This window comes from Streptosporangium sp. NPDC006013 (assembly GCF_040614275.1).
Taxonomy (GTDB): Bacteria; Actinomycetota; Actinomycetes; order Streptosporangiales; family Streptosporangiaceae; genus Streptosporangium.
This window is the reverse complement of the sequence record NZ_JBEXUE010000124.1, coordinates 1-23,310: the sequence shown is the minus strand read 5'-3', so window position 1 is coordinate 23,310 and position 23,310 is coordinate 1. Positions and strand designations below refer to the sequence as shown.

Below are 23,310 nucleotides of genomic sequence, written 5' to 3'. Positions count from 1 at the left end.
GCGGCGGATGGCGGCGAGGGCCCCGGGGGTGGGCAGGGTCACCTCCATGACGTCCACCCCACCGCCCAGCAGGGCGGTCGCGATGGCGTCGTCGGGTTCACCCTCACGCAGGCGGATGATGGCTACGACACCGGAAACGACTGGTCCCGGGTTCGTGTGTTCGGCACCCATGAATCCCATACTTTCGATATAATGAAACTATTATCGGAATGCCAGAATATCGAACCCCGTTCCGAAGGGCAGCCACCGACGCCGGTGCCGTGAAGCACGGGAACGACGAACCGAAAGGTAGGACCGATCGATGTCTGATGGTGGCAGCGGGGCGGAGCGCCCGGCGTCTCCAGGTGTGGACCGCACGCTGACCGTTCTTGAGCAGCTGGTGACGGCCGACGAGGACCTCACGCTGACGGCGCTGGCCAAGGTGACCCGTATCCCGCTGGCGACCTGCGCGAGCATCGTCTACACCCTGGAGCACCGTGGGTACGCCACCCGCCGGGTGGTCGGGCGCAGCCACTTCTGGCGTCCCACACTGCGGCTCTACAGTCTGGCCAGCCAGTTGGTGCGCAAGGTCGACCTGTCGCAGATCGCGACCGCCGAGATGCGCGCGCTCGCCGAGGAGCTGGGGATGCCCGTCCACATCGGGGTCCTGGACGGCGCGTCGGTGGTCTACGTGGCCAAGGCCGCGACCCCGGGTTTCATCCAGTTCGACACCTATCCGGGCAAGGTCGCGCCCTTCGACCTGACCGCGCTGGGCCGGGCCATCGCGGCCCACCTGCCCGCCGACGAACTCGCCGTCCTGCTGCCGCGGCTGGCGGCCGGGCAGGGACCGCGGGCCCGGGAGTCCAGCTCGAAGGCGTTCATGGAACTGCTGGAGAGGGTGCGCGCCGACGGCTACGCCATCGAGGAGGAAGAGGAGCAGGCCGAGATCTCCTGCCTGGCCGCGCCGTTCTTCGACGCCGAGGGCCGGATCACCGGGGCGGTCGGGGTGACCGGTTTCGCCCGTGACTTCGTCGGCGACCGGCGTGACGCCGCCGCGGCGGGTGTCGTCCACCTCGGCATCGTGATCTCCCGGCGGCTCGGATGTCGGAACGGGTCATTGCCATCCGAGCTCGTCGGCTCCTAAGATTCGATGTATCGGAAATAAATACGATATATCGAAGGATGTTTGATGTGTCGATAGCTCTGCGATGGTCCGAAACGGATCGTGACCGGCTAAGGCGGCACCTGCCCGGAGCCGTCGTCATCATCCCGGTCGGTGCGACCGAGCAACACGGGCCGCACCTGCCGACCTCGACGGATGCCCTCATCACCGCCGCGATCGCCGACGGCGCGGCGACGGCGGCGGCCGGCCGTAGCGACAGGCCGCTGATCGTCGCTCCCGCGATCGACTGGGGTGCCTCGGATCACCACCTGCCCTACGGCGGGACGCTCTCCCTGTCACCGGAGACGCTGCTGGCCGTGATCTGTGACCTGTTGCGCTCGATCGCGGCGCAGGGCGGGCGGCGGGTGGTCCTGCTCAACGGGCACGGCGGCAACGTCGGGGTCTGCCACGCCGCGGCCGCCGCGGGCTCGACCCGGTTCGACCTGTCCGTCGCGCACCTGGACTACTGGCGGCTCGCCGACACCGAAGGCGAGCCGCCGGTGCCGGGACACGCCGGGGAGTTCGAGACCTCGATGGTCCTGGCCCTCCGGCCCGACCTGGTCGGCCCGCGCGCCCCCCGCCCCCAGGTGCCCGAGGTCGTGACCGTCCAGGGAGTGGACCTGCACTCCGATGCCGTGTGGCGCCGGATCGACGGCTTCACCGACCGGCCCGAACTGGCCCAGGCCGACGAGGGCAAACGGCGGCTGGAAGACCTCGTCGGCCGGGCGGCGGACCGCCTGGTCGAGCTGGCGGGCGTCCTGTGATCGACTTCCACACCCACACCCCCACCTGGCGCACCACCAGCTGGCTGGGCGGCGTCACGTTCGGCGCGGACGAGTTCGTCGCCTTCATGGACTCGGCCGGCATCGACCAGGCGGTGGTCCTCAGCCACGACGGCCTCTTCGACGCCACTCCCGAGACCAACGACGACCTCGCCGCCTTCGTCGGAGAGTACCCGCGGCGGCTCGCCGGCTTCGGGACCGTGCACCCGCGTCGCGCGGACGCCCCCGGAGAGGTCGACCGAATGCTCAACGAGCTCGGGCTGCGCGGCCTCAAGCTGCATCCGTGGCTGCAGGGCTTCAGCATGCACGAGCAGGCGCTCGACCCGATCTGTGACGTCCTCGCCCAGAGCGGCGGCATTCTGCTCAGCCATGACGGGACACCGCCCTACTCCACCGGCGGTCAGATCGCGGCCCTGGCCCGGCGGCACCCCTCCCTGCCGGTCGTCCTGGGGCACGCCGGGCTGCACGACACCTGGCGGGAGTCGCTCGCCCTCACCATCGAGACCCCCAACCTCTACATCTGCATCTGCGGCACGCCGCCCTACGCGGCGCGCGAGATCCTCTTTCGGGCGCCCTCCCACAAGGTCCTGTTCGGCACCGACGCCGGACTGTCGGACCGCAAGAGCCAGGACTACGCGGTGGCCCGGGTGGCCGAGATCGACGGGTGGGGGATCACCGACGAGCAGCGCCGGGCGATGCTGGTCGACAACCCCCGCGCACTGCTGGCGGGGCGGTGAGACCGACCGTCGTCGCGGTCCACACCGCGGCGATCAGCCTCCAGGTACATCCGGACCTGGTCGTCACCGGCGCCAGGGGAACCCACGCCCGTTCGGACTTCCTGCTGGTCCGCGTGGTGACCAGCACCGGCGTCGAAGGGTACGGCGAGGTCAGTGCGACGCCGCTGTGGAGCGGCGAGGACGGCGTCAGCGCCGCCCATTTCATCCGTGAGATCCTGGCCCCCGCCCTGGTGGGCCGGCCGCTCGCGCCGGTCGGCGGCCTGGAGCTCCTGATGGACCGGCTGCTCGCGGGCAACCCGTTCACCAAGGCGGGCGTGTCCATCGCGCTGTGGGACGCGTTCGCCCGGACTCTCGACGTCCCGCTCGCCGTGGCGCTCGGCGGCCCGTACCGCGACGAGGTCCCGATCAAGCTCTCCCTGTCCGGTGACGCCACGGCGCTGGACTCGGTCTTCCGTGCGGCGACCGGGGCCGGATTCCAGGCGTTCAAGGTCAAGGTCGGGCTCGGCGTCGCCGGTGACGTCGCCCGGGTGTCCCGGGCCCGGGAGCTCGCCGGTCCCGCGGCCTTCCTGGGGGCCGACGCCAACGGAGGATGGACGCGCAGCCAGGCGGTCCGGGCGATCCCCGCGCTGGCCGAACAGGGTGTCGCGTTCGTCGAGCAACCGGTCGCACCGGCCGATCTGGACGGCATGCGGCAGCTGCGGAACCTCGGCCTGCCGGTGATCGCCGACGAGTCCGTCTTCGGCCTGGCCAACCTGACCGCGCTGGTGCGGGCGGAGGCCGCCGACTGCGTCAGCCTGTACGTGGGCAAGAGCGGCGGGCCCGGGCGCGCCGTGGCGATGGGCCTGCTCGCCTCCTCCTTCGGGGTCGACACGCTCATCGGCTCCAACGGCGAGCTGGGGATCGGTGCCGCCGCGCAACTCCATGTCGCCTGCGCGCTGCCGGTGTTGTCGCGGGAGTTCCCCTCCGACATCATCGGCGCGCACTACTACACCGAGGACATCCTCGCCGAGCCGCTGGACAGCGACGGCCGTCGCGTCAGGCTCGGCGACTCCCCCGGACTGGGGGTCCGGCCACGAGCGGACCTGATGAGGAAATTTCGATGATCGTCGATGTTCATGCCCATACTCCCACCCACCGCGACACGGTGCCGGCCGAGGAGGTGTGCGTCTTCACCTCCTGGCGCACCGATCGTCCCGTCGTCACCACGAACAGCTGGGCCGACTTCGACAGCGCCATGTCCGCGGCGGACGTCGCGATCGTGTTCAACATCGCGGTGGCCGACCCGGCCGCCGCGACCGGCATACCGCACGCTCCGGAACGTACCAACGACGCGACCGCGGAGTTCGTGGCCAACGATCCCGCCCGCCGCATCGGGTTCATGTCCGTCGACCCCACGTCCGCCGACTGCCTGGAGGAGGCCGAGCGGTGTCGTGAGATGGGGCTCGTCGGCGTCAAGCTCGGCCCGAACTACCAGAACTTCGATCCGCTCGGGGAGCCCGCGCTGGCGTTCTACGCCTACTGCGAGCGGAACGCGCTGCCCATCCTCTTCCATCAGGGGGCGTCGCCGATCCGTGCGGCGCCGCTGCGCTACACCTACCCGCTGGTGACCGACGAGGTCGCGCTGCGCTTCCCCGAGCTGCGCATCGTCATGGCCCACATGGGCCACCCCTGGGGTAAGGAGACCGTGGCGACGATCCGCAAGCACCCCCATGTCTACGCCGACGTCTCCTCGATCTATCTGCGGCCGTGGGTCTGTTACGAGTCGCTGCTGGCCGCGGTCGAATGGGGGTGCACGCACAAGCTCCTGCTCGGTTCGGACTACCCGATCGCCAACACCGGCGAGGCGATGGCGGGACTGCGCGGCGTCAACAGGATCCTGGAGGGTACCGCGCTGCCGCGCGTACCGGCCGAACTCATCGAGCAGATCATCCACGCCGACGCGCTCTCCGCCCTCGGCCTGACCGTGGGAGAACCCGTTGATCGTTGACGCGCATGTACGGCTGGGGCAGGGACGTGAGGCCGGCCTGGAGGCCGATCAGCTGATCGCGACGATGGACTCACTGGGCATCGACGTGGCCCTGGTGGCACCGGACGAACGCTGTATCGCCTACGACAACCGGGCCGGCAACGAGCGGGTGGCCGCGGCCGCGGCCGCGTCGGAGGGGCGGCTGATCCCGTACGCGGTCGCCAATCCATGGCGTGGACGAGCGGCCGTGGAGGAGCTGGAACGTGCCAGGGACGCCGGTGCCCGCGCTCTCAACGTGGACAGCGTGCTTCAGGGCTTCGATCTTCTCGACGGGCTCCTGGATCCGTTGCTGGACTTCGCGGCCGAGGCGGGCTGGCCCGTCTACGTCCGCACCGGCACTCCCCCGAGCGCGCTGCCGCTGCCCCTGGCCAGCCTGGCCCGACGCCGGCCGGAGACGCCGTTCGTGATGGGTCGCAGCGGTGCCACCGATTTCTGGATCGACGCGGCGCCGGCGTTGCGCTACGCGCCGAACCTCTACGGCGACACCAGCTACGCGCCGTGGGACACCGTCCTGGTCGAGCTGGGCCGGGATCCGCAGATCGGCCCGTCGCGGCTGGTCTTCTCCACCGACGCCCCCTACGCGGTGCCGCGCGCCGAACTGCGCCGGGTGCTGGACTGGCCGATCGACGACGACGCGCGACGCGAGGTGCTCGGCGGCACCGTCATGCGCCTTCTGCCACCTTCTCTCGGCTGACCAACCGTCTCCCCCCGCAACCCCTTGTCGGATGCGGGCTGGGGCGTCTATCGTTCCTATTTAAGAAAATATTTTCGGTATTTCGTACATCAAGCTTCATTGAGACAGGAGGGCGAATGAACGTCCAGACGAGTGCCTCACCTGCGGCGACTCCTCTCGACGGCGGTGGCCTCACTGACGCCTCGACCCTGGTCCGGGGGATCTCGCCCGTTCTCGGGGTTCCGTTCACCGACACCGGAGACGTCGACTTCGAGGGATTCGGCCGGGTCGTCGACCACGTCCTCGGCACGGGCGTGACGAGCGTGATGTTTCCGGGGTTCGCCTCGGAGTACTACAAACTCACCGAGGACGAGCGTCGCGAGCTGACCGGGATCCTCCTGCGGCGGACCGCCCACCGGCGGGACCTCGCCGCGATCGTCGCGGTGCAGGACCACACCACCCGGATGGCCGTCGCCCGCGCCCGCGAGGTCGTGGCCGCCGGGGCGGACCTGATCAACCTGCTGGCACCGCACTTTCTCAGCCCTTCACGCCGCTCCCAGATCGAGCACGTGACAACGGTCCTGGACGCGGTCGCTCCGACCCCGGTGGTACTGCAGTACGCCCCGAACGAAACGGGAACCAGCCTGGACGCGGCCACCATCGCCGCCCTGGTGCGCACTCACCCGAACCTCCGGCTGATCAAGGTGGAGTCCAACCCACCCGGGCGGCTCATCGGCGAACTGGCCGCCCTCGACCCGCCGGTGACCTCGCTTGAGGGCTACGCCGGAGTGCAACTCCCAGACGCCTGGCGGCGCGGTGCGGTGGGCAGCCAGCCCGGATGCTCGTTCACCGAGATCTACGTCGAGATCTGGCGCCGGCTCACCTCGGGCGACGAGGCCGGTGGCGAGGACCTGCACCGGCGACTGCTGCCCTACATCTCGTACTGGATGCTCGACACCGAGCTCATCATCGCCGCCGAGAAGCAGATCTCGTTCCGCCGGGGCCTCATCGACAGCGCCCACTGCCGCGGGCCCGCCCACCTGCTCGACGCCGAGGAACTGCGCCGGATCGAGGTCTTTCTCCAGGAGTTCGCGGACCTGCTGCCCGATCTATCCGGACGAGGCCCGGCAAATGAGACAGAAATCTAGAAACAACGACACTAAACCAGATATCACTAGGAATGGAGGTTTCTCGGTGAAAGTAGCACGTAAGGTACTGGTCGGTTTTATCGTTGTTCCCTGCCTGGTTCTGACCGCATGCGGCACAGGCGGCGCGACCGGCGCGAACCAGGCCGCCCAGCAGGCTCCCGACGCCAAGAGCTGGCAGCAGGACATCAAGGGCGGCTCGATCGAGGTCGGCGTACTCCCGGCCGTCGGCACCCCCTCCCTGAAGTTCCTGGAGGACATCGCCGCCGGGATCGAGAAAGACCACGCCGGCGCCGACCTGAAGCCGACCTTCGCCAACACCAAGGCGCGCCCGGCCTTGGAGCAGAGGTGGCGCGCGGGCGACGGGCTGGACGTCGACTACACGATGTTCGACGGCACCAACCCGGCGCTGCTGGAGTGGGCCGACAGCGGCGCCCTGCTCGACCTCAAGCCCTACCTGGACCAGGTCGACACGACCACCGGCAAGCCCTGGCTGGACCAGTTCAGCCCGGCGGTCATGCAGTTCATGGAGCACCCGACGAGCAAGAAGATCTACGGCGTCCCCTCCGAGCTGTCCCTGCAGGTGCTGTTCTACAACGCGGGGCTCTTCAAAAAGCACAACATCACCCCGCCCGCCACCTGGGACGACCTGACCAAGGCCGCTGACGGCCTCAAGGCCGCCGGCGTGGACCCGATCGCGGTCACCGGCCTGTTCGAGCCCTATATGGGCATGTGGAGCGACAACATCTGGCTGCGCACCGTCGGCTATGACAAGGCCCACGACATCCTCACCGAGGGCAAAGGGAACATCACCGACGACCCGGGATTCCTCAAGGGACTGCAGATGCTCCAGGACCTGCGTGACAGGAAGGGCTTCCTCAAGGGGTTCGAGGGCACCGACTTCACCGCCGCCCAGGCCCAGTTCTTCCAGGGCAAGGCCGGCATGATCCTCATGGGCAGCTGGCTCGTCAGCGAGATGGCCGACGTGATCCCCAAGGACTTCGAGCTGGGCGTCCTGCAGTTCCCGACCGTGGCCGGCGGGACCGGCGACCAGGCGAGCATGCTCGCCGCCGCCCAGCTGATGTCGGTATCCGCGAAGAGCGAGAACATCCCGCTCTCACTGGAGTGGATCCGCCGGGTCACCAGCGTGGAGACCCAGACCCGCAGGGCCAACGAGATCGGCGAGGTCTCCGGGGTCAAGGGGGTGGCTAGCCCTCCCGGCCTGCCGGGCATCTCCGACGTCGTGGCCAAGGCCGACCGGCTCCAGGCGAGCTACTACGGCCTGATGGAGTCCAAGGCCAAGGACATCGTCTATCCCGAGATCGCCAAGCTGCTCTTCGGTAAGCAGGACGCCCAGCAGGCTCTCGACAACCTCGACAAGGGACTGCGCCGGGTCCACGGCAACTGAACCCCGTCAACCGAACCCGCCTCCCGGGCTCCGCTCCCGCGGCGGAGCCCGCGGCGGATGTGAACCCCGGAGGTCACATGCTCAAGGCGGCCCAGCGACGCATCATCATCCCCTTTCTGATACCCGCGCTCGCGCTACTGGGGGTCTTCTTCCTCTACCCGTTGATCAAAACGGTGGACCTGTCGCTGAACGAGTTCTCCCGCACGGGGACGATGCGATTCGTCGGGATCGACCAGTATCGCCTGCTGACAGGTGATCCCGCCTTCTTCAACTCGCTCAAGAACACGTTCCTGCTCACCCTCATCGGCAGCGGCATGCTGTTCCCGCCCGCCATGGCGATCGCCTGGGCCCTGTCACAGCGAATCCACGGCGAGCGCTTCTTCAGGTTCGTGGTGTTCGCCCCGGTGGTCCTGTCGGTCGCCGTCGTCTCACTGATGTGGAAGTTCCTCTACCACCCCACCCTCGGCCTGATCAACCCCACACTGGAGTCCATGGGACTGGGCGCCCTGGCCAAGATCTGGCTCGGCGACCCCTCCACCGCGCTGGCCGCCGTGACGTTCGTGTCCGTGTGGCACGGCATCGGCATCTGGATCGTCCTGCTGTGCGCCGGCTTCGAACGACTGCCCACCGACGTCCTGCAGGCCGCGCGCATCGACGGGGCGGGCGAGTGGCGGGTGTTCTGGAGCATCATGCTGCCGATGATGCTCGACCTCATGCGCATGCTCGCCATCTTGTGGGTGGTTCAGAGCCTGCAGACGTTCGCCTTCGTCTACATCATGACCGGAGGCGGTCCCTTCGGCTCGACCGACACCGTCGGCACCCTGATGTACCGCGTCGCCTTCGACCGGGCCGACTTCGGCTATGCCGCGGCCATCGGCGTCGTACTCGTGGTGGTCATGCTGACGGTGGCCAAGCTCCTCAACAAGGTGATGAAGCGCGATGACCTCCAGTACTGATCTGACCGAGCGCCCCACCCCGGCCGGCCCCGCGGCCACGCCCCACCCACCCGTCCCCACCCCGAGGCGCAGGGGTGGCCCATCCCGGCCCCGCGCCCCTTTCCGCCCGCACCACCTCTTCTTCTACCTGCTGCTCGGCGGGGTCGCGCTGTCCTCGATCAGTGCCTACGCCTGGGTCTTCAACGTGTCGATGAAGACCAACCGCGAGTTCATCTCCTCACCCCCCTGGCAGATCGCCGACGCCTGGCGCTGGGACAACTACGTCAACGCCTGGAACCAGGCCAACATCGGCCTGTTCTTCGGCAACAGCGTGGTCATCAGCGTCGCCTCCACCGCGATCGGCGTCGTGCTGGCCGTGTTCGCCGCCTACCCGCTGGCCCGGATCACCTTCAGGTTCAGCGGCGTGGTGCTCAGCACGTTCCTGCTCGGGCTGATGATCCCGTGGATGGTCACCTTCGCGCCGCTCTACCTGATCATGCAGGATCTCGGCCTCCTCGACAGCCGGCTCGGGCTCGTTCTCGTCTACGCCACTTACAACCTGCCGTTCAACGTCTTCGTCCTGGTCGGTTTCATGAAGACCCTGCCGTACGACCTGGAGGAGGCGGCGGCGATGGACGGGGCCGGCCCGGCCCGCACGTTCATCTCGGTGATCCTCCCCCTCATGGGGCCCGGACTGGCGTCGGTCGCCATCATCAGCTTCCTGCAGAACTGGAACGAGTTCTTCTACGCCTTGCTGCTGATCCACTCGCCGGAGAAGATGCCCCTGCCGCTCGGGCTGTTCCAGCTGGGCCAGGCCGCCGACTACGGCACCAACTGGGCCACGCTGTTCGCCGGGATGATGATCACGGTCACCCCCGTACTGTTGGGATTCGCCGTACTGCAGAAGCAGATCACCAAGGGGCTGACGGCCGGCGCGCTCAAGGGCTGAGCCACAGCGGAGAAAGGGAGATCCATGTCATCTGGTCCTCGGGACGCGACTTCACCGCGCCGCGTGCTGATCACCGGCGCCGGCGGGGGGATCGGGGCGGCGATCGCGCGGGTCCTGCACACCGGCGGCGCCACGGTGATCGTCACCGACGTCGACCTGGACGCGGCGCGCGCGATCGCGGACACCATCGAGGGCGCCGAGCCGGTCCACCTCGACGTGCGCTCGGAGAAGTCCGTCCGCTCGGCGATCGGCTCGATCACCTCGCGCCACGGCCCGGTGGACGTCCTGGTCAACAACGCCGCCGTCTGCAGCAACCTCGGGTTCGAGTCCGTGCCCGAACCGGTCTGGTCGGTCGACGTGGACGTCGTCCTCGGCGGAGCGATCCGCCTGTGCCAGGCGGTCCTGCCCGGCATGCGCGAGGCCCGGCGGGGAGCCGTGGTCAACGTGGCCTCGGTCAACGGCCATCGCTACTTCGGCAACGACACCTACAGCGCGGCCAAGGCCGGGCTGCTCAACCTCACCCGCGGCCTGGCCGCCCAGTACGGACCGTACGGCGTGCGCGTCAACTCGGTGTCGCCGGGCACGATCGCCACCCCGATCTGGGAGGAGCGGCTCGCGACCGATCCGCACGCCCTGGACAAGGCTGCCTCGTGGTATCCGATGGGACGGGTCGGCACCGTGGACGACGTCGCCGAGGCCGTCGCGTTCCTGGCGGGCGACCGCGCATCGTGGATCAACGGAATCGACCTGCCCGTGGACGGCGGCCTCCTGGCCGGAAGCCGGGCCATGGCCGTGGACATCGGCGCGGCCGTCGTCGACGCCGGATAACACGAGAACGCCTCGTTCGCGAGGAGGCCGGCGTGCTAAGCACCGGCGCCGGCCGGGTCCGTGGTGACATTGGAGCAATTCTGCCGGTCTCCCCCTACGGTGAACATGAGAAAGTTCGGAACCCGCCGCTACCGCTGTTGTTCTGGCCGTGCGTCTGAACAAACACCATCCGTGGATTCTCAATGAAGATTGTCATGACGACGGACCTTACCGACACCACTGGCGCACCATTCCCGGCGGCGGTCCGCGAGTCACCGCTCACAGAGAAGTGATCGTGACGCCGGGAGGGGGCAAGACATGTCGGCCGCCTCCTCGTGCCCGACGTCGAGGAGGCGGGCACACCGAGAGCCTTCTGTGACCATGAGTCATTGATTCAATACACTGTGCAACCAGTGATTGTGATCATGGCCCAACCGACACAGGAGGATGCTCCATGCGACGCGTATTCACCAAGATCGGCAGTTGCGCGGCGGTCGCGATGCTCGCCCTCGCCGGGATCCAGCCCGCCCAGGCCGAGCAGTTCGACGGTGCGGCGCGGCGCGACGCCGCAGACCCACCGGCCTACTTCGAGATGACCGACATCAGCAGGAGGTCGTTCATCGTCAAGATCGACAAAGAGGCGGACATCAAGCACGCCAGGGACCTGGTGAGCGGCACGGACAGGGAGAGGCCCCACCTGCTGGGCCGGATCATCAAGCGTCCCGCTCCGTTCAACCCCGGCTGGAGCTACCACTTCGACCCGGCCACGCTGGGCTTCTTCGACGCGGCCATCGAGGTGTGCGACGCCACGATGACATACGTCGAGGACCACCTCGACGAGGCGGGCGGCGCGTTCCTGCCCGGAAATCTCTGGTGCCCCTGGAGCTCGAAGCTGGTGAAGGAGGTCCCCGCGCCGTAACGGCGTCCGTACCGCCGGGTGGTCACCGCCCGGGGAGAGGCGCGCGGACCACGTCCACGGGACGGACAGTGGCCCGCCTCCTCGCCCGGCCGCTCACGAACGGTAGGCGTTACGTCCGCCGTTGCGGTGACCGCGAGTCCCGGCCGGATCCGTAGTCGCTCCAGCCAAGTTCAGGGCCAGAGCCCGGGAACCACCGCCCAGTACTCCAGCCATAGATCGTGACGGTCTGGATGAGTACCGTCGCCGTATGCCTGAACTGATCGCGCCCACCACACGCTTGCACTCCGCCTGGCTTGAGGCGCATCACGAGTGGGGCCCCGGCCTCCACGAGGACGGATTCGGGCTGGGGCCGTCCGACGAGGTCGACTCACCGGACGGATTCGCGGCCTGGGTGGCGCGACTGGCTGAGGAGTCGGATCCAGCGAAGCCGGTGGAGACCGGCCGAACGAGTTGCATGTATCGGTGGATCGTCGAGGGTGACCGGGTGCACGGCGGGATCGCGCTGCGGCACGGGCTCAACGACTACGTGCTGCAGTTTGGCCACATCGGGTACGGTGTCCGACCGTCTTCACGTCAGCGTGGGCTGGCCACCTGGGCACTGGGCCGGATGCTCGACGAGGCGCGGGCGCTCGGTCTGGACCGGGTGCTGATCGTCTGCGAAGTCGACAACCTCGCCTCGGTGAAGACGATCGAACACAACGGCGGCGTCCTCGAAAGCGTACGGGACACCGAGTACGGTCCCGCACGGCGCTACTGGATCAAGATCTAGTTTGTGATCTTACTGGCGGGGCCGGCACGAACTCAACGGCTGGAGTACTAGCCACAACTCCGCGTAATTAGGGGCGGGCGTTCAGTGTCAAGGGGTGCGGGTGGTCAGGATGTCGATGTTGATTGTGGCTTTGTAGCTGGTTCTGTCGACCCGATCAAGAAGAAGGCAGGCCAGCCCAAACTCGACCATGACCAGCACACCTACAACAAGCTGCTCCGCGGCCTGCGAGGAGTCGACGAACGGGCGAACGCCCTGCTCACCGTCACATTCAAGGCCCTACGCCGGGTGAGCCTCGATCCCTGGCGTATCGGAAAGATCACCCAGGCCGCGCCGGACACCCCCGTCCAGCAGCACCGGGACGGCTCCGCCGACGGCGGCTCGGCAAGCGTCGAGTAGATCTCTTCGCGCTTTGTGTCAAGTACAACCCTCGAGTGGCTACAGTTCCCCTGTGCGTTTTATACCTTTTGTCATGATTCCTGTCACGCTGATCGCGACCGCCATGTCCCCCGCGTGGGCCATCACGAACGGCTCGCCCGACTTGACAGCCCACCCGCAGGTGGGAGCCGTCATCGGCGACAAGCCGAACGGCGATGGCACGTGGTCCTACTGCACCGGCACGCTCATCTCGCCGACGGTCTTCCTCACCGCCGCCCACTGCGCGGAACCGGGGCAGAAGACCGCCCGGGTCTCGTTCTCCAGCCACTACCGGCCCGGGGACAAGGTCTACACCGGCCGCTACGTCCTCGACTCGCGATACAAAGACGAGTCCGCCCTTCATGACCTGGCCGTCGTCGTCTTCGACACGGCCGTCCCGGACATCAAGCCCGCCAGGCTGCCCACCGAGGGTCTGCTCAACCGCCTCGAAGCCGGCAGCGACCTGAAGGCGACGCGATTCACCCCGGTCGGGTACGGCGCCCTGGCCTCGACCAAGGGGAAGCACGGGATGCGGCTGACCTACACCGACACCCGCAACCAGACATCCATCTCCTTTGAGAACCTCACCCGCAGATGGCTCGAACTGTCACCGAACCCCTCCAAAGGCGACGGCGGAACCTGCTACGGCGACTCGGGCGGCCCGAACTTCCTGGGAGGGTCCACCTCGGACCTGCTCGTGGCCACGACGATCAGCGGAGACGGCGAGGCATGCAGGGCGGCGACCAACTACAACTACCGCCTGGACACCCCTTCGGCCCGGGCTTTCCTCGGAAAGTTCGTCACGCTTCCCTGAACGGGTGAGGCGGACCGGGCCCGACCGGTAAACGGCTCTGGCGTGAAATCGGTGGTGACGGTGAGTCACATGATGCAGGATGACGGCGGTGTGACTCCGACCTTGTCAGCTTCTCGCCGTACCCGGCAGGTACGGTTCAGGCCGCGTCGTCGGCGGCGTGACGCGCTGCCCGGCGACCGATATTGATCGCCGTGAAGTAATCCACCGGGCCGACGAGCCCGCACGAAACACACCGAAACTCATCCCGGGTAGGACGATTCCGCCTGTCGATGTGACCGCACCCAGGGCAGGTGCGGGAGGTGTTACGCGGATCCACCAACCGCACCGCTACCCCGGCCAGGGCGGCCTTGTACGTCACGAACGTCCGTAGCTGGTGGAAACCCCAGAAGTGCAGGTCGGCACGCTGAGCCTTGCGAACCGTGACCGGCTCCCGAATGCCCGAGAGGTCTTCCAGGGCGAACGCGACCTCGGCGGCCCTGGTCGCGGCGGCGTTGCAGGCGTGCCCCGTCGCGTTCGAGCGCCGGGGAGTTCCCGGTCGGCGCACTAACCACGCAGCCGCTCCATCGCCGGGTCGTAGAGCGGCTCCTCGGCGACGACGGCACTCACCCGCCGGTCGAAGTAGCCGATGTGCAGCTCTCGCCCCGGCACGGACAGCTCGGCGGGCAGCCAGGCGTAGGCGATGCCCCTGCCTATCGTGTAGCCGTAGGCGGCGCTGGTGACGTATCCGGCGCAGGACGCGCCGTCGTACACCGGCTCCTTGCCCATGACGACGGCCGCGGGGTCGTCGACGGTGAGGCAGGTCAGCCGGCGCCGGGTCGCCGCGCCGCGCTCGGCCAGGGCCGCGCGGCCGATGAAGTCACCCCTGTCGGCCTTGCGCACGGCGAAGCCGAGGCCGGCCTCGTAGGGATCGTGCTCGTAGGTCATGTCGGTGCCGAAGGAACGGTAGCCCTTCTCCAGCCGCAGGCTGTTGAAGGCGCCCCGGCCCCCGGCGATGATCCCGTGCGCCTGGCCGGCCTCCCAGAGGGTGTCCCACAGCTTGGCGCCCATGTCGGCGGTCGTGTAGAGCTCCCAGCCCAGCTCCCCGATGTAGGAGAGCCGCAGCGCGGTGACGGGCACGGTGCCGACGTGGGCGCGCGCGCCGCGGAAGTAGCGGAAGCCACCGGGACCGAACCCGGGACCGGCCAGCGGGGCCACGACGTCGCGGGCCCGCGGGCCCCAGACCCCGACGCAGCAGGTGCCCGGCGTGACGTCGGTGACGGTGACCGATCCGTCGGCGGGCAGGTGACGGTGGAGCCAGTCGAGGTCGAGGTTGCCGTTGGCGCCGACCTGGAACAGGTCGCGGCCCAGCCTGGCCACGGTGATGTCGCTGCGGATACCGCCGTCGTGGTCGAGCAGCAGGCAGTACGTGACAGAGCCGACGGACTTGTCGACGTCGCCGGTGGAGATCCGCTGGAGGAAGGCGGCGGCCCCCCGGCCCGCGACCTCGATCCGCTTGAGCGCGCTCATGTCGTAGAGCGCGACGGCCTCGCGCGAGGCCTGGGCCTCGGCGCCGACGATCGGTGACCAGTAACGGGCGGCCCAGTCGTTCGGCCGGGGGATGTCGCGGCCTTCGACCAGGGAGGCGTTGGCCTCGTACCACTGGGGGCGCTCCCAGCCGGCGGCCTCCAGGAAGTACGCGCCCAGCTCGCGCTGGCGGGCGTGGAAGGGGCTGGTGCGCAGCGGGCGCAGGTTCTCGGCCGGCTGGAGCGGGTGGATGATGTCGTAGACCTCGACGAAGTTCTGGCAGTCGCGGGTGCGCACGTACTCGGGGGCCAGCTGGTGGGCCTCGAACCGGTTGACGTCGCACTCGTGCAGGTCGAAGGAGGAGCAGTGGCCGTCGGCCAGCCATTCGGCCATGGCCCGGCCCACCCCCGCCGAGTGGGTGACCCACACGGCCTCGGCCACCCAGAAGCCTCGCACGTCGCGCGACCGGCCGAGCAGCGGCATGTTGTCGGTGGTGAAGGAGAACAGGCCGTTGACGCCCTCTTCGAGCGCTGCCTGCTCGGTGGCGGGCAGCAGCGCCCGCGTCTCGGCCCAGGCGGGGGCGAAGTCGTCGCCGGTGAACGGCAGCACCGAGGGCATGACCTCGGCATCGGCGACCGGGAGGATCTCCTCCGGGGCGATCGGCATCGGGCGGTGACCGTAGTAGCCGATGCCGAGCCGCTCGAACCGCTCCCGGTAGTACAGGTCGGCGTCCTGGTGGCGCAGGATCGGCCGGACGGCCTCCGCGCTCTGCCCGCTGAGCGCGGGGACGGGGCCGGTCCAGGCGAGCTGGTGGGCCAGCGGGGTCAGCGGCAACGCCATGCCGACCATGCCCGCGATCTTGGGGCCCCAGATGCCGGCGCAGCAGACCACGAGGTCGGCGGGGATCTCACCCCGGTCGGTGACGACGGCCGCCACCCGGTCGTCCTCGACCCGGATGTCTCGCACCTCGTGCCGGTCCAGCACGCGCACGCCCCGCTCCCGTGCTCGCTCCAGCTGGACCTCGACGGCGCGTACGGCCCTGGCCAGGCCGTCGGTCGGGACGAACAGCCCGCCGAGGACCCTGGCCTTGTCGAGCAGGGAGTGGCGCTCCACGCACTCCTCGGGGGTGAGCAGGCGCGCCTCGACCCCCCAGGCGGTGGCCCAGCCGTGGCGGCGGTGCAGTTCGGCGAGCCTCTCGGTCGTGGTGGCCACCTCCAGGCCGCCCACCTGGAGGAAGCAGTCGAGCGCGACGAGCTTCTCGACCGTGTAGCGGGCCAGCTCGGTCATGGTCTTGGACGGGTTGGTCTGGAACACCAGCCCCGGCGCGTGGGAGGACGACCCTCCGGTGGCGGGCACGGCGCCCTGGTCGACGACCGTGATGTCGTCCCAGCCCTTCGCCGAGAGCTCGTCGGCCAGGGCCGCCCCGACGACACCTGCTCCGATGATGACAACGCGTTGGCCCGCCATACACACCTCCGTCGTTGCACAGTCCGGAACGCGGTGCGCTTCCCGCAACAGATTCTCCCTTTGCGGGTGGCGCTGTCAAGAACGGGCCGTACCCGCCGGTGAAGGGTCCGGGCACGGCATCGGAGCACGCCGCGGACGCTGTCGCCGTCCGCGCCGTGCCCGATCCGCGCCGCTCCGCGTGACGCCGCGCCATGTCACTTCGCACCGCGCCCGATGCCTGTCGCACTCCGCCGGCACCGATCCCTGTCGCCTGGTGTCGCCCGGTGCGGTGCGGGCCGTCGAGCCGCCGGGACCGCCGCCCGCTCAGCCGGTGGGGAGCCAGGCCTTCACCTTGTCGGGATTGTCGCCGACCCACTTCTCCCCGGCCTCCTCGGCCGTCATCTTGTCCTCGGAGATGTACTTGGCCACCAGGTTCTGGTCCTCGTTCGTCCAGGAGAAGTTCTTGACCAGCTCGTACGCCGGGCTGCCGGAGTCGGCGAACTTCTTGCTCACGATCTTGTCGAGGTCATAGAGCGGGTAGTCGCAGGCCACCTTCTCGGCATCGGCGTCGCAGCCCTCGGTGTACTCGGGCAGGTTGACCTTGACGAGCTTGACCTCCGCCAGGAACCACTGCGGCTCGTAGAAGTAGCCGAGCAGCGCTTTCTTCTCCTTCTCCGCCTTCCTGAACTCGGTGATCAGCGCCGCCTCGCTGCCCGCGTAGACGACCTTGTAGTCCAGCTTCAGGTTCTTCACCAGGGCCGCGTCGTTGGTCACGAAGGACGGGTCGCCGTCGAGCAACTGCCCCTTGCCACCCGACTCCGAGGTCTTGAACAGCTCGGCGTACTTGTTGAGGTTCTTCCAGTCGGTGATGTCGGGGTACTTCTCGGCCATCCACGGCGGCACGTACCAGCCGATGACTCCCTTGTTGCCCGTCGAACCCGCCGCGACGGCGACCTTCTGCTCCTCGATGTACTTCTTCTTCAGGTCGTCGTGCGCCCAGTTCTCCACGATGGCGTCGACCTGACCGGTGGCGAACCCCTGCCAGGCGACCTCCTCCTTGAGGTCCTTCTTGGTGACCGCGCAGCCGAGCTCCTTCTCGGCCACGTGGGCGATGACCGCCGCGGTCGCCTCGTACCCGACCCACGGGTTGATGGCGATGTTGACCGCGCCGCAGGGCTTCTTACCCTCCGCGCCGGAGGCGGCGGGGGCGGCTGTGCCCTCACTGCTCTCGCCGACCTTCGCCCCGCCGCACGCGGAGACGAGAAGGCCGCCGGCCAGCAGGAGCGCCACCGCCCGTGGTCGCCCGATCCTCGAAACTGTCACCACAGGTCCTCCTGTATACGAGTCCGCCCGCCACCGTGTCGGGGCGACGGGATCGCTGTCCGTCGTGTTCAGTGGACGCCGTGCGCCTCGGCGTCCGCCCGCCGCGCCGCCGTCCTGGTGATGCGCTCCAGCATGATCCCGAGTACCACGATCGCCACGCCCGCCGCGAGCCCCTTGCCTCGTAACTGCAGCTGGGAGAAGCCCGCCACCACGTCGTAGCCGAGCGCGCCCGCGCCGACCAGGCCGCCGACGACGACCATGGCCAGCACGTAGATGAGTCCCTGGCTCGCTGCGAGGGTCACCGCGCTGCGTGCCATCGGCAGCTGCACCTTGGTGATGAGCTGCCAGGTGTTCGAGCCCGCGGCCGTGGCGGCCTCCACCGCGCTCGGGGAGACGCCGCGGATGCCATCCGCGGTGAGCTTGATCGCGACCGGCGCGGCGTAGACGACCGCGGCGATGATCGCGGTGACCCGGGTCGCGCCGAACAGGCCGAGGATCGGCACCAGGTAGACGAACGGCGGCATGGTCTGCCCGGCGTCCAGGACGGGCCGCACCAGCTGGTCGACGCGGTCGCTGCGCCCCATCCAGACGCCGAACGCCACCCCGAGGATCATCACCAGGACCGTGGCCACGAGCGTCGAGGCCAGCGTCACCATGCTGTCCTGCCACAGGCCGAGCAGCACGAGCAGGGCGAGGCAGGCCGCGGTGACCAGCACGACCCTGACGTTCGCCAGGATCGCGGCGAACGCGATCACCACCGCGGCGACCAGCCACCACGGCGAGTCGGTGAGCAGCGCCTCGAACGGGTTGAGCAGGCCGTAGGAGACGGCGTTCTTGAACGCGCCGGTGTAGGCGGCCAGGTTGTCCTGCACCCACAGGGTCGCCGCGTCGACGCCCCGGCGGACGTACGGCCCCAGGTTCGCCTCGCTCGGGAACTCCGCGGCCCACACATAGGTGTGGGAGAGATAGACCAGCACGCCGGTGCCCGCCAGGACGGCGCCGATCCCGGCACGGCGGCGGCCGGGCCCCCGCGAGCGGCCGGCCCGGTACCGGGTCTCGACGCGCCTGCCGGCGGCGGAGGTGACCCGGTCGAGCACGATGGCCATGATGACGATGGCCAGGCCCGCGTTGAAGGCGCTGCCGACGTCGAGGGTCTCCAGCGCCTTGATGACTGTCTTGCCCAGCCCCGGGGCGTCGATCAGCGCGGCGATGGTGACCATGCAGAGCGCGGCCATGATGGTCTGGTTGACGCCGACGATGATGGTCCGCTTGGCCAGCGGGAGCCGTACCTTGCTCAGCAGCTGCCAGGCGGTGGAGCCCAGCGAGGTGCCGGCCTCCAGGATCGCGGGGCGCACCTCGCGGATGCCGTGCGCGGTGATGCGGATCGCGGGCGGTGCGGCGTAGATGACCGTCGCCACGGTGGCGCTCGCCGGGCCGATGAGGAAGAACAGGGTGAGCGGCGCGAGGTAGACGAACGTCGGCATCGTCTGCATGAAGTCGAGCACCGGGGTGACCAGGCGGTTGAACCGGTCGTTCACCCCGGCCCAGACACCGAGCGGGATGCCGATCAGCAACGAGATCACGACCGCGGCCAGGGTGAGGGCGAGGGTGTCCATGCTCTCCTCCCACAGGCCCAGCAGGCCGAAGGAGGCGAAACCGGCCGCGGTCAGCACCGCGACCCTGAGGTTTCCCCAGAGCAACGCGACCGCCGTGGCGACGGTGACCACGCCCAGCCAGCCGATGACCGGCAGTGGCCGCCCGAAGGACGGCCGGCTGATCAGCGCCTGGACGAACGTGACGGCCTCGTCGAGGAAGAGCCGGATGTAGTTGACGAAGTACAGGAAGAACGGACTGTCGTTCCTGCTGTTGTCGACGACCTCGCTCGCCTCGTTGATCCGCACGTGCAGCGGCGTCAGCTCCGCGCCGCCGAGCTGGAAGGTGTCACGCCCCTGGACGAACACCCAGACCAGCACCCAGGCCGCGACGACGGCGGCCAGCAGGTAGCGGCGCGGCCAGGCGGGCAGGCGCCGCAGACCACCGGCAGGGGTGGCCCCGGTGGCCGTCACCCCTGCTCCCCTGACCTGGCCGGCGCGGCGGGCCTGCCGGAAGTCTCCTCGGTGAGCACCGCGGGGGTCTCCCGCGGGGGTGCCGCGGGGGTCTCGTCGGGAGAGGGTTCGGTGAGTACTCCCAGGAGTTCCTCCGCGGTGATGACGCCCAGCAGCTCGCCACCGTCGACGACCCTGACCGGGCTCGTCGCGCGCAGGACCGTGTGCACGGCGTCGCGCACCACGACGTCCGGCCCGACCTGTGGCCCGTCCAGGGGCTCGTCCCGCCGGGGTGGGCGCGCGATCCAGCGGGTCGTGAGCACGTGCGAGCGGGGCACGTCCCTGACGAACTCGCGCACGTAGTCGTCCACGGGCGCCCCGACGACCTCCTCAGGCGTGCCCAGCTGGACGAGCTCGCCGTCGCGCATGATGAGGATGCGGTCGCCGAGCTTGAGCGCCTCGCTCAGGTCGTGCGTGATGAAGATCATCGTCTTGCCCACCTCACGGTGCAGCCGGATGACCTCGTTCTGCATGTCCCGCCTGATCAGCGGGTCGAGCGCGGAGAACGGCTCGTCGAAGAAGAGCACGTCGGGGTCCACCGCGAGCGCCCTGGCCAGCCCGACGCGCTGCTGCATGCCGCCGGAGAGCTGGTCGGGGTAGGAGTCCTCGGAGCCGGAGAGCCCGACGAGCTCGACCATCTGTCTGGCCCGCTCGTAGCGGGCCTCCTTCCGGGTCCCGCGGATCTCCAGCCCGTAGGCCACGTTGTCCAGGACCCGCCGGTGCGGCAGCAGCCCGAAGTTCTGGAAGACCATGGCGAAGCGGTGGCGGCGCAGCTCGCGCAGCTGCCTGTCACCGGCCTTGCGGATGTCCGCACCGTCGAACAGCACCTCACCGGCCGTCGGCTCGATGAGCCGGGTCAGGCAGCGTACGAGGGTGGACTTGCCCGAGCCGGACAGGCCCATGACGACGAAGACCTCCTGGGGCCGCACGGTGAAGGAGACGTCGCGGATCGCGGTCACGCAGCCCGTACTGGCCCTCAGCTCGCTTCGCGAGAGCTCCTGGAGCGGGGTTCCGACGACCTTGTCGGCACGCGGGCCGAAGACCTTCCAGAGACCGCGCACGTCGAGGACGGCCCGCTGATCCTCCGCGACGAGATCTCTCCTGTCGCCGTCGAGGTGGAGATCTGACACGAAGGGACATCCTTCCGGTCATCGCGTAGCTCGTTGCGTATGGCGCATCGGAACGCTTAGCGAGGAACAGAATCGACCCTTTTCATTCACCCAGTCAAGGCTTTACGAGCTTCATTACCATGCCGACTCAATCGTAAGAAACTCACCCCCGTCATTACCCGATCGGTGAACCGGTCGCTCGGGTGGCTTGCTTCGGAGGCGGCCGGGCAGCACCCCGGCGAGAGTTCGGCGTCCTGGCCTGCGGTCAGCGGGCGGAGCCGTCGCGATGCCGGTAGAAGTCGACGTGCTCGGCGGCGAGCGGGGTGTTGCCCAGGATCAGGTCCGCCGCCTTCTCCGCCACCATCATGACCGGCGCGTAGATGTTGCCGTTGGTCACGTACGGCATCACCGAGGCGTCCACCACACGCAGTCCCTCGAGGCCGTGCACCCGCATGGAGCGCGGGTCCACCACGGACATGTCGTCGACGCCCATCCGCGCGGTGCACGAGGGGTGCAGCGCGGTCTCGCCGTCCCTGGCCACCCAGTCGAGGATCTCCTCGTCGGTCTCGACCCCGGGCCCCGGCGACAGCTCCCCCGCGTTGAACTCGTCCATGGCCGGCTGGTTGAGGATGTCTCGGGCGACGCGGACCGCCTCCACCCACTCGCGCCGGTCCTGCGCGGTGGACAGGTAGTTGAAACGGAGCGCCGGGTGGACCCGGGGATCGGTGCTCCTGATCTTCACCGAGCCTCGGGAGTCCGAGTACATCGGCCCGATGTGCACCTGGTAGCCGTGCCCGCCCGCCGGAGCCGAGCCGTCGTAGCGGACCGCGATGGGCAGGAAGTGGAACATCAGGTTGGGGTAGTCGACATCGTCGTTGCTCCGGGTGAAGCCGCCCGCCTCGAAGTGGTTGGTCGCACCGGGACCGCTCCGCGCGAACAGCCAGCGCGCGCCGATCCACGGCCGGTTGCGCCACTTCATCGCGGGCTGCATGGAGACCGGCCGCCTGCAGCCGTACTGGATGTAGACCTCCAGGTGGTCCTGGAGGTTCTCGCCGACGCCCGGCAGGTCGTGCACGACGTCGACGCCGAGGGCGCCCAGCTCGGCGGCGTCGCCCACCCCGGAGAGCTGGAGCAGCTGCGGTGAGTTGATCGCGCCGCCGCAGAGGATGACCTCGCCCGCGCGGACCGTCCGGCCGTCGTACTCGACGCCGACGGCGCGCTTTCCCTCGAAGAGGATTCCGGTGACGAACGCCCGCGTTCTGACCTCCAGGTTGGGGCGCTTCGCGACCGGGTGCAGATAGGCGCGGGCGGCGGACAGCCGGCGCCCCCTGCTGATGTTGCGATCGAACCGGGCGAAGCCCTCCTGTCGGTAGCCGTTGACGTCGTCGGTCAGCGGGTATCCGGCCTGCTGCACCGCCTCGAAGAAGGCCCCGAACAGCGGATTGCGCACCGGTCCGCGTTCCAGCACGAGGGGCCCGCCCCGCCCGCGCATCGGGTCGGCGGGGTCGGCGGCCAGGCAGTTCTCCATACGCTTGAAATACGGCAGGCAGTGGGCGAAGTCCCAGGTCTCCATGCCGGGGTCGGCGCCCCAGCGCTGGTAGTCCAGCGGGTTGCCCCGCTGGAAGATCATGCCGTTGATGCTGCTTGAGCCACCCAGCACCTTGCCCCGGGCGTGGTAAATGCGGCGGCCGTTCATGTGCGGCTCGGGCTCGGAGGCGTACTTCCAGTCGTAGAGGCGGTTCCCGATGGGGAAGGGCAACGCGGCCGGCATGTGGATGAAGACGTCCCACGGGTAGTCCGGGCGACCCGCCTCCAGCACCAGCACCCGGTTGGCGGGGTCGGCGGAGAGCCGGTTGGCGAGGGCGCTTCCGGCCGAGCCACCTCCAACGATGACAAAGTCGTACATGTCCGCCTCGCCTCGCTCAAGCAGGAACAGTGTTCGAAATTGTAGCTAATGGCGCAATAAGGTGCACTATTCGCAACGGATATTGTCGTCCCCGATGACGTTCGTTCCCTTTCCAGCACCTACAGTTGCGCTATGGGCAACGATCCTCTCGGCGGTCGCACCGACAGCAGCGGTGGAGTCCAGTCCGTCGACCGGGCCATCACCATCCTGGAGATCCTCGCCGAGCGCCGCGAGGCCGGGGTGAGCGAGATAGCCCAGGAGATATCGGTGCACAAGTCGACGGCGTTCCGGCTGCTGGGCGCGCTCTTCGACGACGTGCACATCCCCGCGGAGAACCTGATCGGCCAGGTCAACGACGGGTGGAGCTGCGCGGTCACCACACTCCTGCACGAGCGCCTG

General features: G+C 68.9%; 22 protein-coding genes. 16 read left to right on the top strand and 6 right to left on the bottom strand.

Annotated elements, in window-relative coordinates; translation table 11 throughout:
• Nucleotides 1-301: 301 nt before the first annotated feature.
• The 15 genes from ABZ260_RS20500 (at nucleotide 302) to ABZ260_RS20430 (ending at nucleotide 13,519) form a co-directional block, all read left to right on the top strand.
• Nucleotides 302-1,123 (top strand): IclR family transcriptional regulator, encoded by an 822-nt coding sequence (locus ABZ260_RS20500; RefSeq protein ID WP_355619797.1) that lies wholly within the window; start codon nucleotides 302-304, stop codon nucleotides 1,121-1,123.
• Between the two features lie 47 nt (nucleotides 1,124-1,170).
• Nucleotides 1,171-1,905: a creatininase family protein gene (locus ABZ260_RS20495; protein WP_355619794.1), complete on the top strand. Its 735-nt coding sequence runs from the start codon at nucleotides 1,171-1,173 to the stop codon at nucleotides 1,903-1,905.
• Complete coding sequence (locus ABZ260_RS20490) at nucleotides 1,902-2,660, top strand: amidohydrolase family protein (protein WP_355619791.1); 759 nt, start codon at nucleotides 1,902-1,904, stop codon at nucleotides 2,658-2,660. Before ABZ260_RS20495 ends, ABZ260_RS20490 begins: the two co-directional genes overlap by 4 nt.
• Nucleotides 2,657-3,763, top strand: a complete 1,107-nt coding sequence (locus tag ABZ260_RS20485; RefSeq protein ID WP_355619788.1) for an enolase C-terminal domain-like protein — start codon at nucleotides 2,657-2,659, stop codon at nucleotides 3,761-3,763. Before ABZ260_RS20490 ends, ABZ260_RS20485 begins: the two co-directional genes overlap by 4 nt.
• Complete coding sequence (locus ABZ260_RS20480) at nucleotides 3,760-4,647, top strand: amidohydrolase family protein (protein WP_350926348.1); 888 nt, start codon at nucleotides 3,760-3,762, stop codon at nucleotides 4,645-4,647. The genes ABZ260_RS20485 and ABZ260_RS20480 overlap by 4 nt, the downstream gene beginning before the upstream one ends.
• Nucleotides 4,637-5,380: an amidohydrolase family protein gene (locus ABZ260_RS20475; RefSeq protein WP_355619785.1), complete on the top strand. Its 744-nt coding sequence runs from the start codon at nucleotides 4,637-4,639 to the stop codon at nucleotides 5,378-5,380. The genes ABZ260_RS20480 and ABZ260_RS20475 overlap by 11 nt, the downstream gene beginning before the upstream one ends.
• Nucleotides 5,381-5,496: 116 nt before the next feature.
• Complete coding sequence (locus ABZ260_RS20470; RefSeq protein WP_355619782.1) at nucleotides 5,497-6,507, top strand: dihydrodipicolinate synthase family protein; 1,011 nt, start codon at nucleotides 5,497-5,499, stop codon at nucleotides 6,505-6,507.
• Nucleotides 6,508-6,553: 46 nt separating this feature from the next.
• Nucleotides 6,554-7,912 carry an extracellular solute-binding protein gene (locus tag ABZ260_RS20465; RefSeq protein WP_355619779.1) on the top strand — a complete coding sequence of 453 codons (1,359 nt, stop codon included), beginning with the start codon at nucleotides 6,554-6,556 and terminating at the stop codon, nucleotides 7,910-7,912.
• Between the two features lie 77 nt (nucleotides 7,913-7,989).
• On the top strand, nucleotides 7,990-8,868 hold the full coding sequence (locus tag ABZ260_RS20460) for a sugar ABC transporter permease (RefSeq protein ID WP_350926355.1): 879 nt from the start codon (nucleotides 7,990-7,992) through the stop codon (nucleotides 8,866-8,868).
• Nucleotides 8,852-9,796: a carbohydrate ABC transporter permease gene (locus ABZ260_RS20455; RefSeq protein ID WP_355619775.1), complete on the top strand. Its 945-nt coding sequence runs from the start codon at nucleotides 8,852-8,854 to the stop codon at nucleotides 9,794-9,796. Before ABZ260_RS20460 ends, ABZ260_RS20455 begins: the two co-directional genes overlap by 17 nt.
• A 24-nt stretch (nucleotides 9,797-9,820) precedes the next feature.
• The gene (locus tag ABZ260_RS20450) at nucleotides 9,821-10,624 is read left to right on the top strand and encodes an SDR family oxidoreductase (protein ID WP_355619772.1); all 804 of its coding nucleotides are present in this window, start codon (nucleotides 9,821-9,823) and stop codon (nucleotides 10,622-10,624) included.
• Between the two features lie 433 nt (nucleotides 10,625-11,057).
• Entirely contained in the window at nucleotides 11,058-11,522 is a 465-nt protein-coding gene (locus tag ABZ260_RS20445; protein ID WP_355619769.1) for a calmodulin-binding protein, read from the top strand.
• Nucleotides 11,523-11,769: 247 nt separating this feature from the next.
• Entirely contained in the window at nucleotides 11,770-12,291 is a 522-nt protein-coding gene (locus tag ABZ260_RS20440) for a GNAT family N-acetyltransferase (protein WP_355619766.1), read from the top strand.
• 84 nt (nucleotides 12,292-12,375) lie between these two features.
• On the top strand, nucleotides 12,376-12,687 hold the full coding sequence (locus tag ABZ260_RS20435) for a transposase family protein (protein WP_355619761.1): 312 nt from the start codon (nucleotides 12,376-12,378) through the stop codon (nucleotides 12,685-12,687).
• 73 nt (nucleotides 12,688-12,760) lie between these two features.
• Entirely contained in the window at nucleotides 12,761-13,519 is a 759-nt protein-coding gene (locus tag ABZ260_RS20430; protein ID WP_355619756.1) for a trypsin-like serine protease, read from the top strand.
• 136 nt (nucleotides 13,520-13,655) lie between these two features.
• Here the strand turns inward: ABZ260_RS20430 and ABZ260_RS20425 are convergent, their stop codons facing one another.
• From ABZ260_RS20425 to betA, 6 genes are all read right to left on the bottom strand, one after another.
• Nucleotides 13,656-14,063 carry a transposase gene (locus ABZ260_RS20425; RefSeq protein WP_355619753.1) on the bottom strand — a complete coding sequence of 136 codons (408 nt, stop codon included), beginning with the start codon at nucleotides 14,061-14,063 and terminating at the stop codon, nucleotides 13,656-13,658.
• On the bottom strand, nucleotides 14,063-16,489 hold the full coding sequence (locus tag ABZ260_RS20420) for an FAD-dependent oxidoreductase (protein WP_355619750.1): 2,427 nt from the start codon (nucleotides 16,487-16,489) through the stop codon (nucleotides 14,063-14,065). Before ABZ260_RS20420 ends, ABZ260_RS20425 begins: the two co-directional genes overlap by 1 nt.
• A 303-nt stretch (nucleotides 16,490-16,792) precedes the next feature.
• A complete protein-coding gene (locus tag ABZ260_RS20415; protein ID WP_355619747.1) occupies nucleotides 16,793-17,791 on the bottom strand; it encodes an ABC transporter substrate-binding protein in 999 nt (332 codons plus the stop codon).
• Nucleotides 17,792-17,859: 68 nt separating this feature from the next.
• Nucleotides 17,860-19,857: an ABC transporter permease subunit gene (locus ABZ260_RS20410; protein ID WP_355619744.1), complete on the bottom strand. Its 1,998-nt coding sequence runs from the start codon at nucleotides 19,855-19,857 to the stop codon at nucleotides 17,860-17,862.
• Nucleotides 19,854-20,957, bottom strand: a complete 1,104-nt coding sequence (locus ABZ260_RS20405) for a glycine betaine/L-proline ABC transporter ATP-binding protein (RefSeq protein WP_355619800.1) — start codon at nucleotides 20,955-20,957, stop codon at nucleotides 19,854-19,856. Before ABZ260_RS20405 ends, ABZ260_RS20410 begins: the two co-directional genes overlap by 4 nt.
• Before the next feature lie 313 nt (nucleotides 20,958-21,270).
• Nucleotides 21,271-22,911 carry a choline dehydrogenase gene (gene betA, locus ABZ260_RS20400; protein WP_355619741.1) on the bottom strand — a complete coding sequence of 547 codons (1,641 nt, stop codon included), beginning with the start codon at nucleotides 22,909-22,911 and terminating at the stop codon, nucleotides 21,271-21,273.
• A 132-nt stretch (nucleotides 22,912-23,043) separates the two neighbouring features.
• Here betA and ABZ260_RS20395 point away from each other — a divergent pair.
• Nucleotides 23,044-23,310, top strand: a 267-nt coding sequence (locus tag ABZ260_RS20395; RefSeq protein ID WP_355619738.1) for a helix-turn-helix domain-containing protein, incomplete at its 3' end; no start/stop codon positions are given.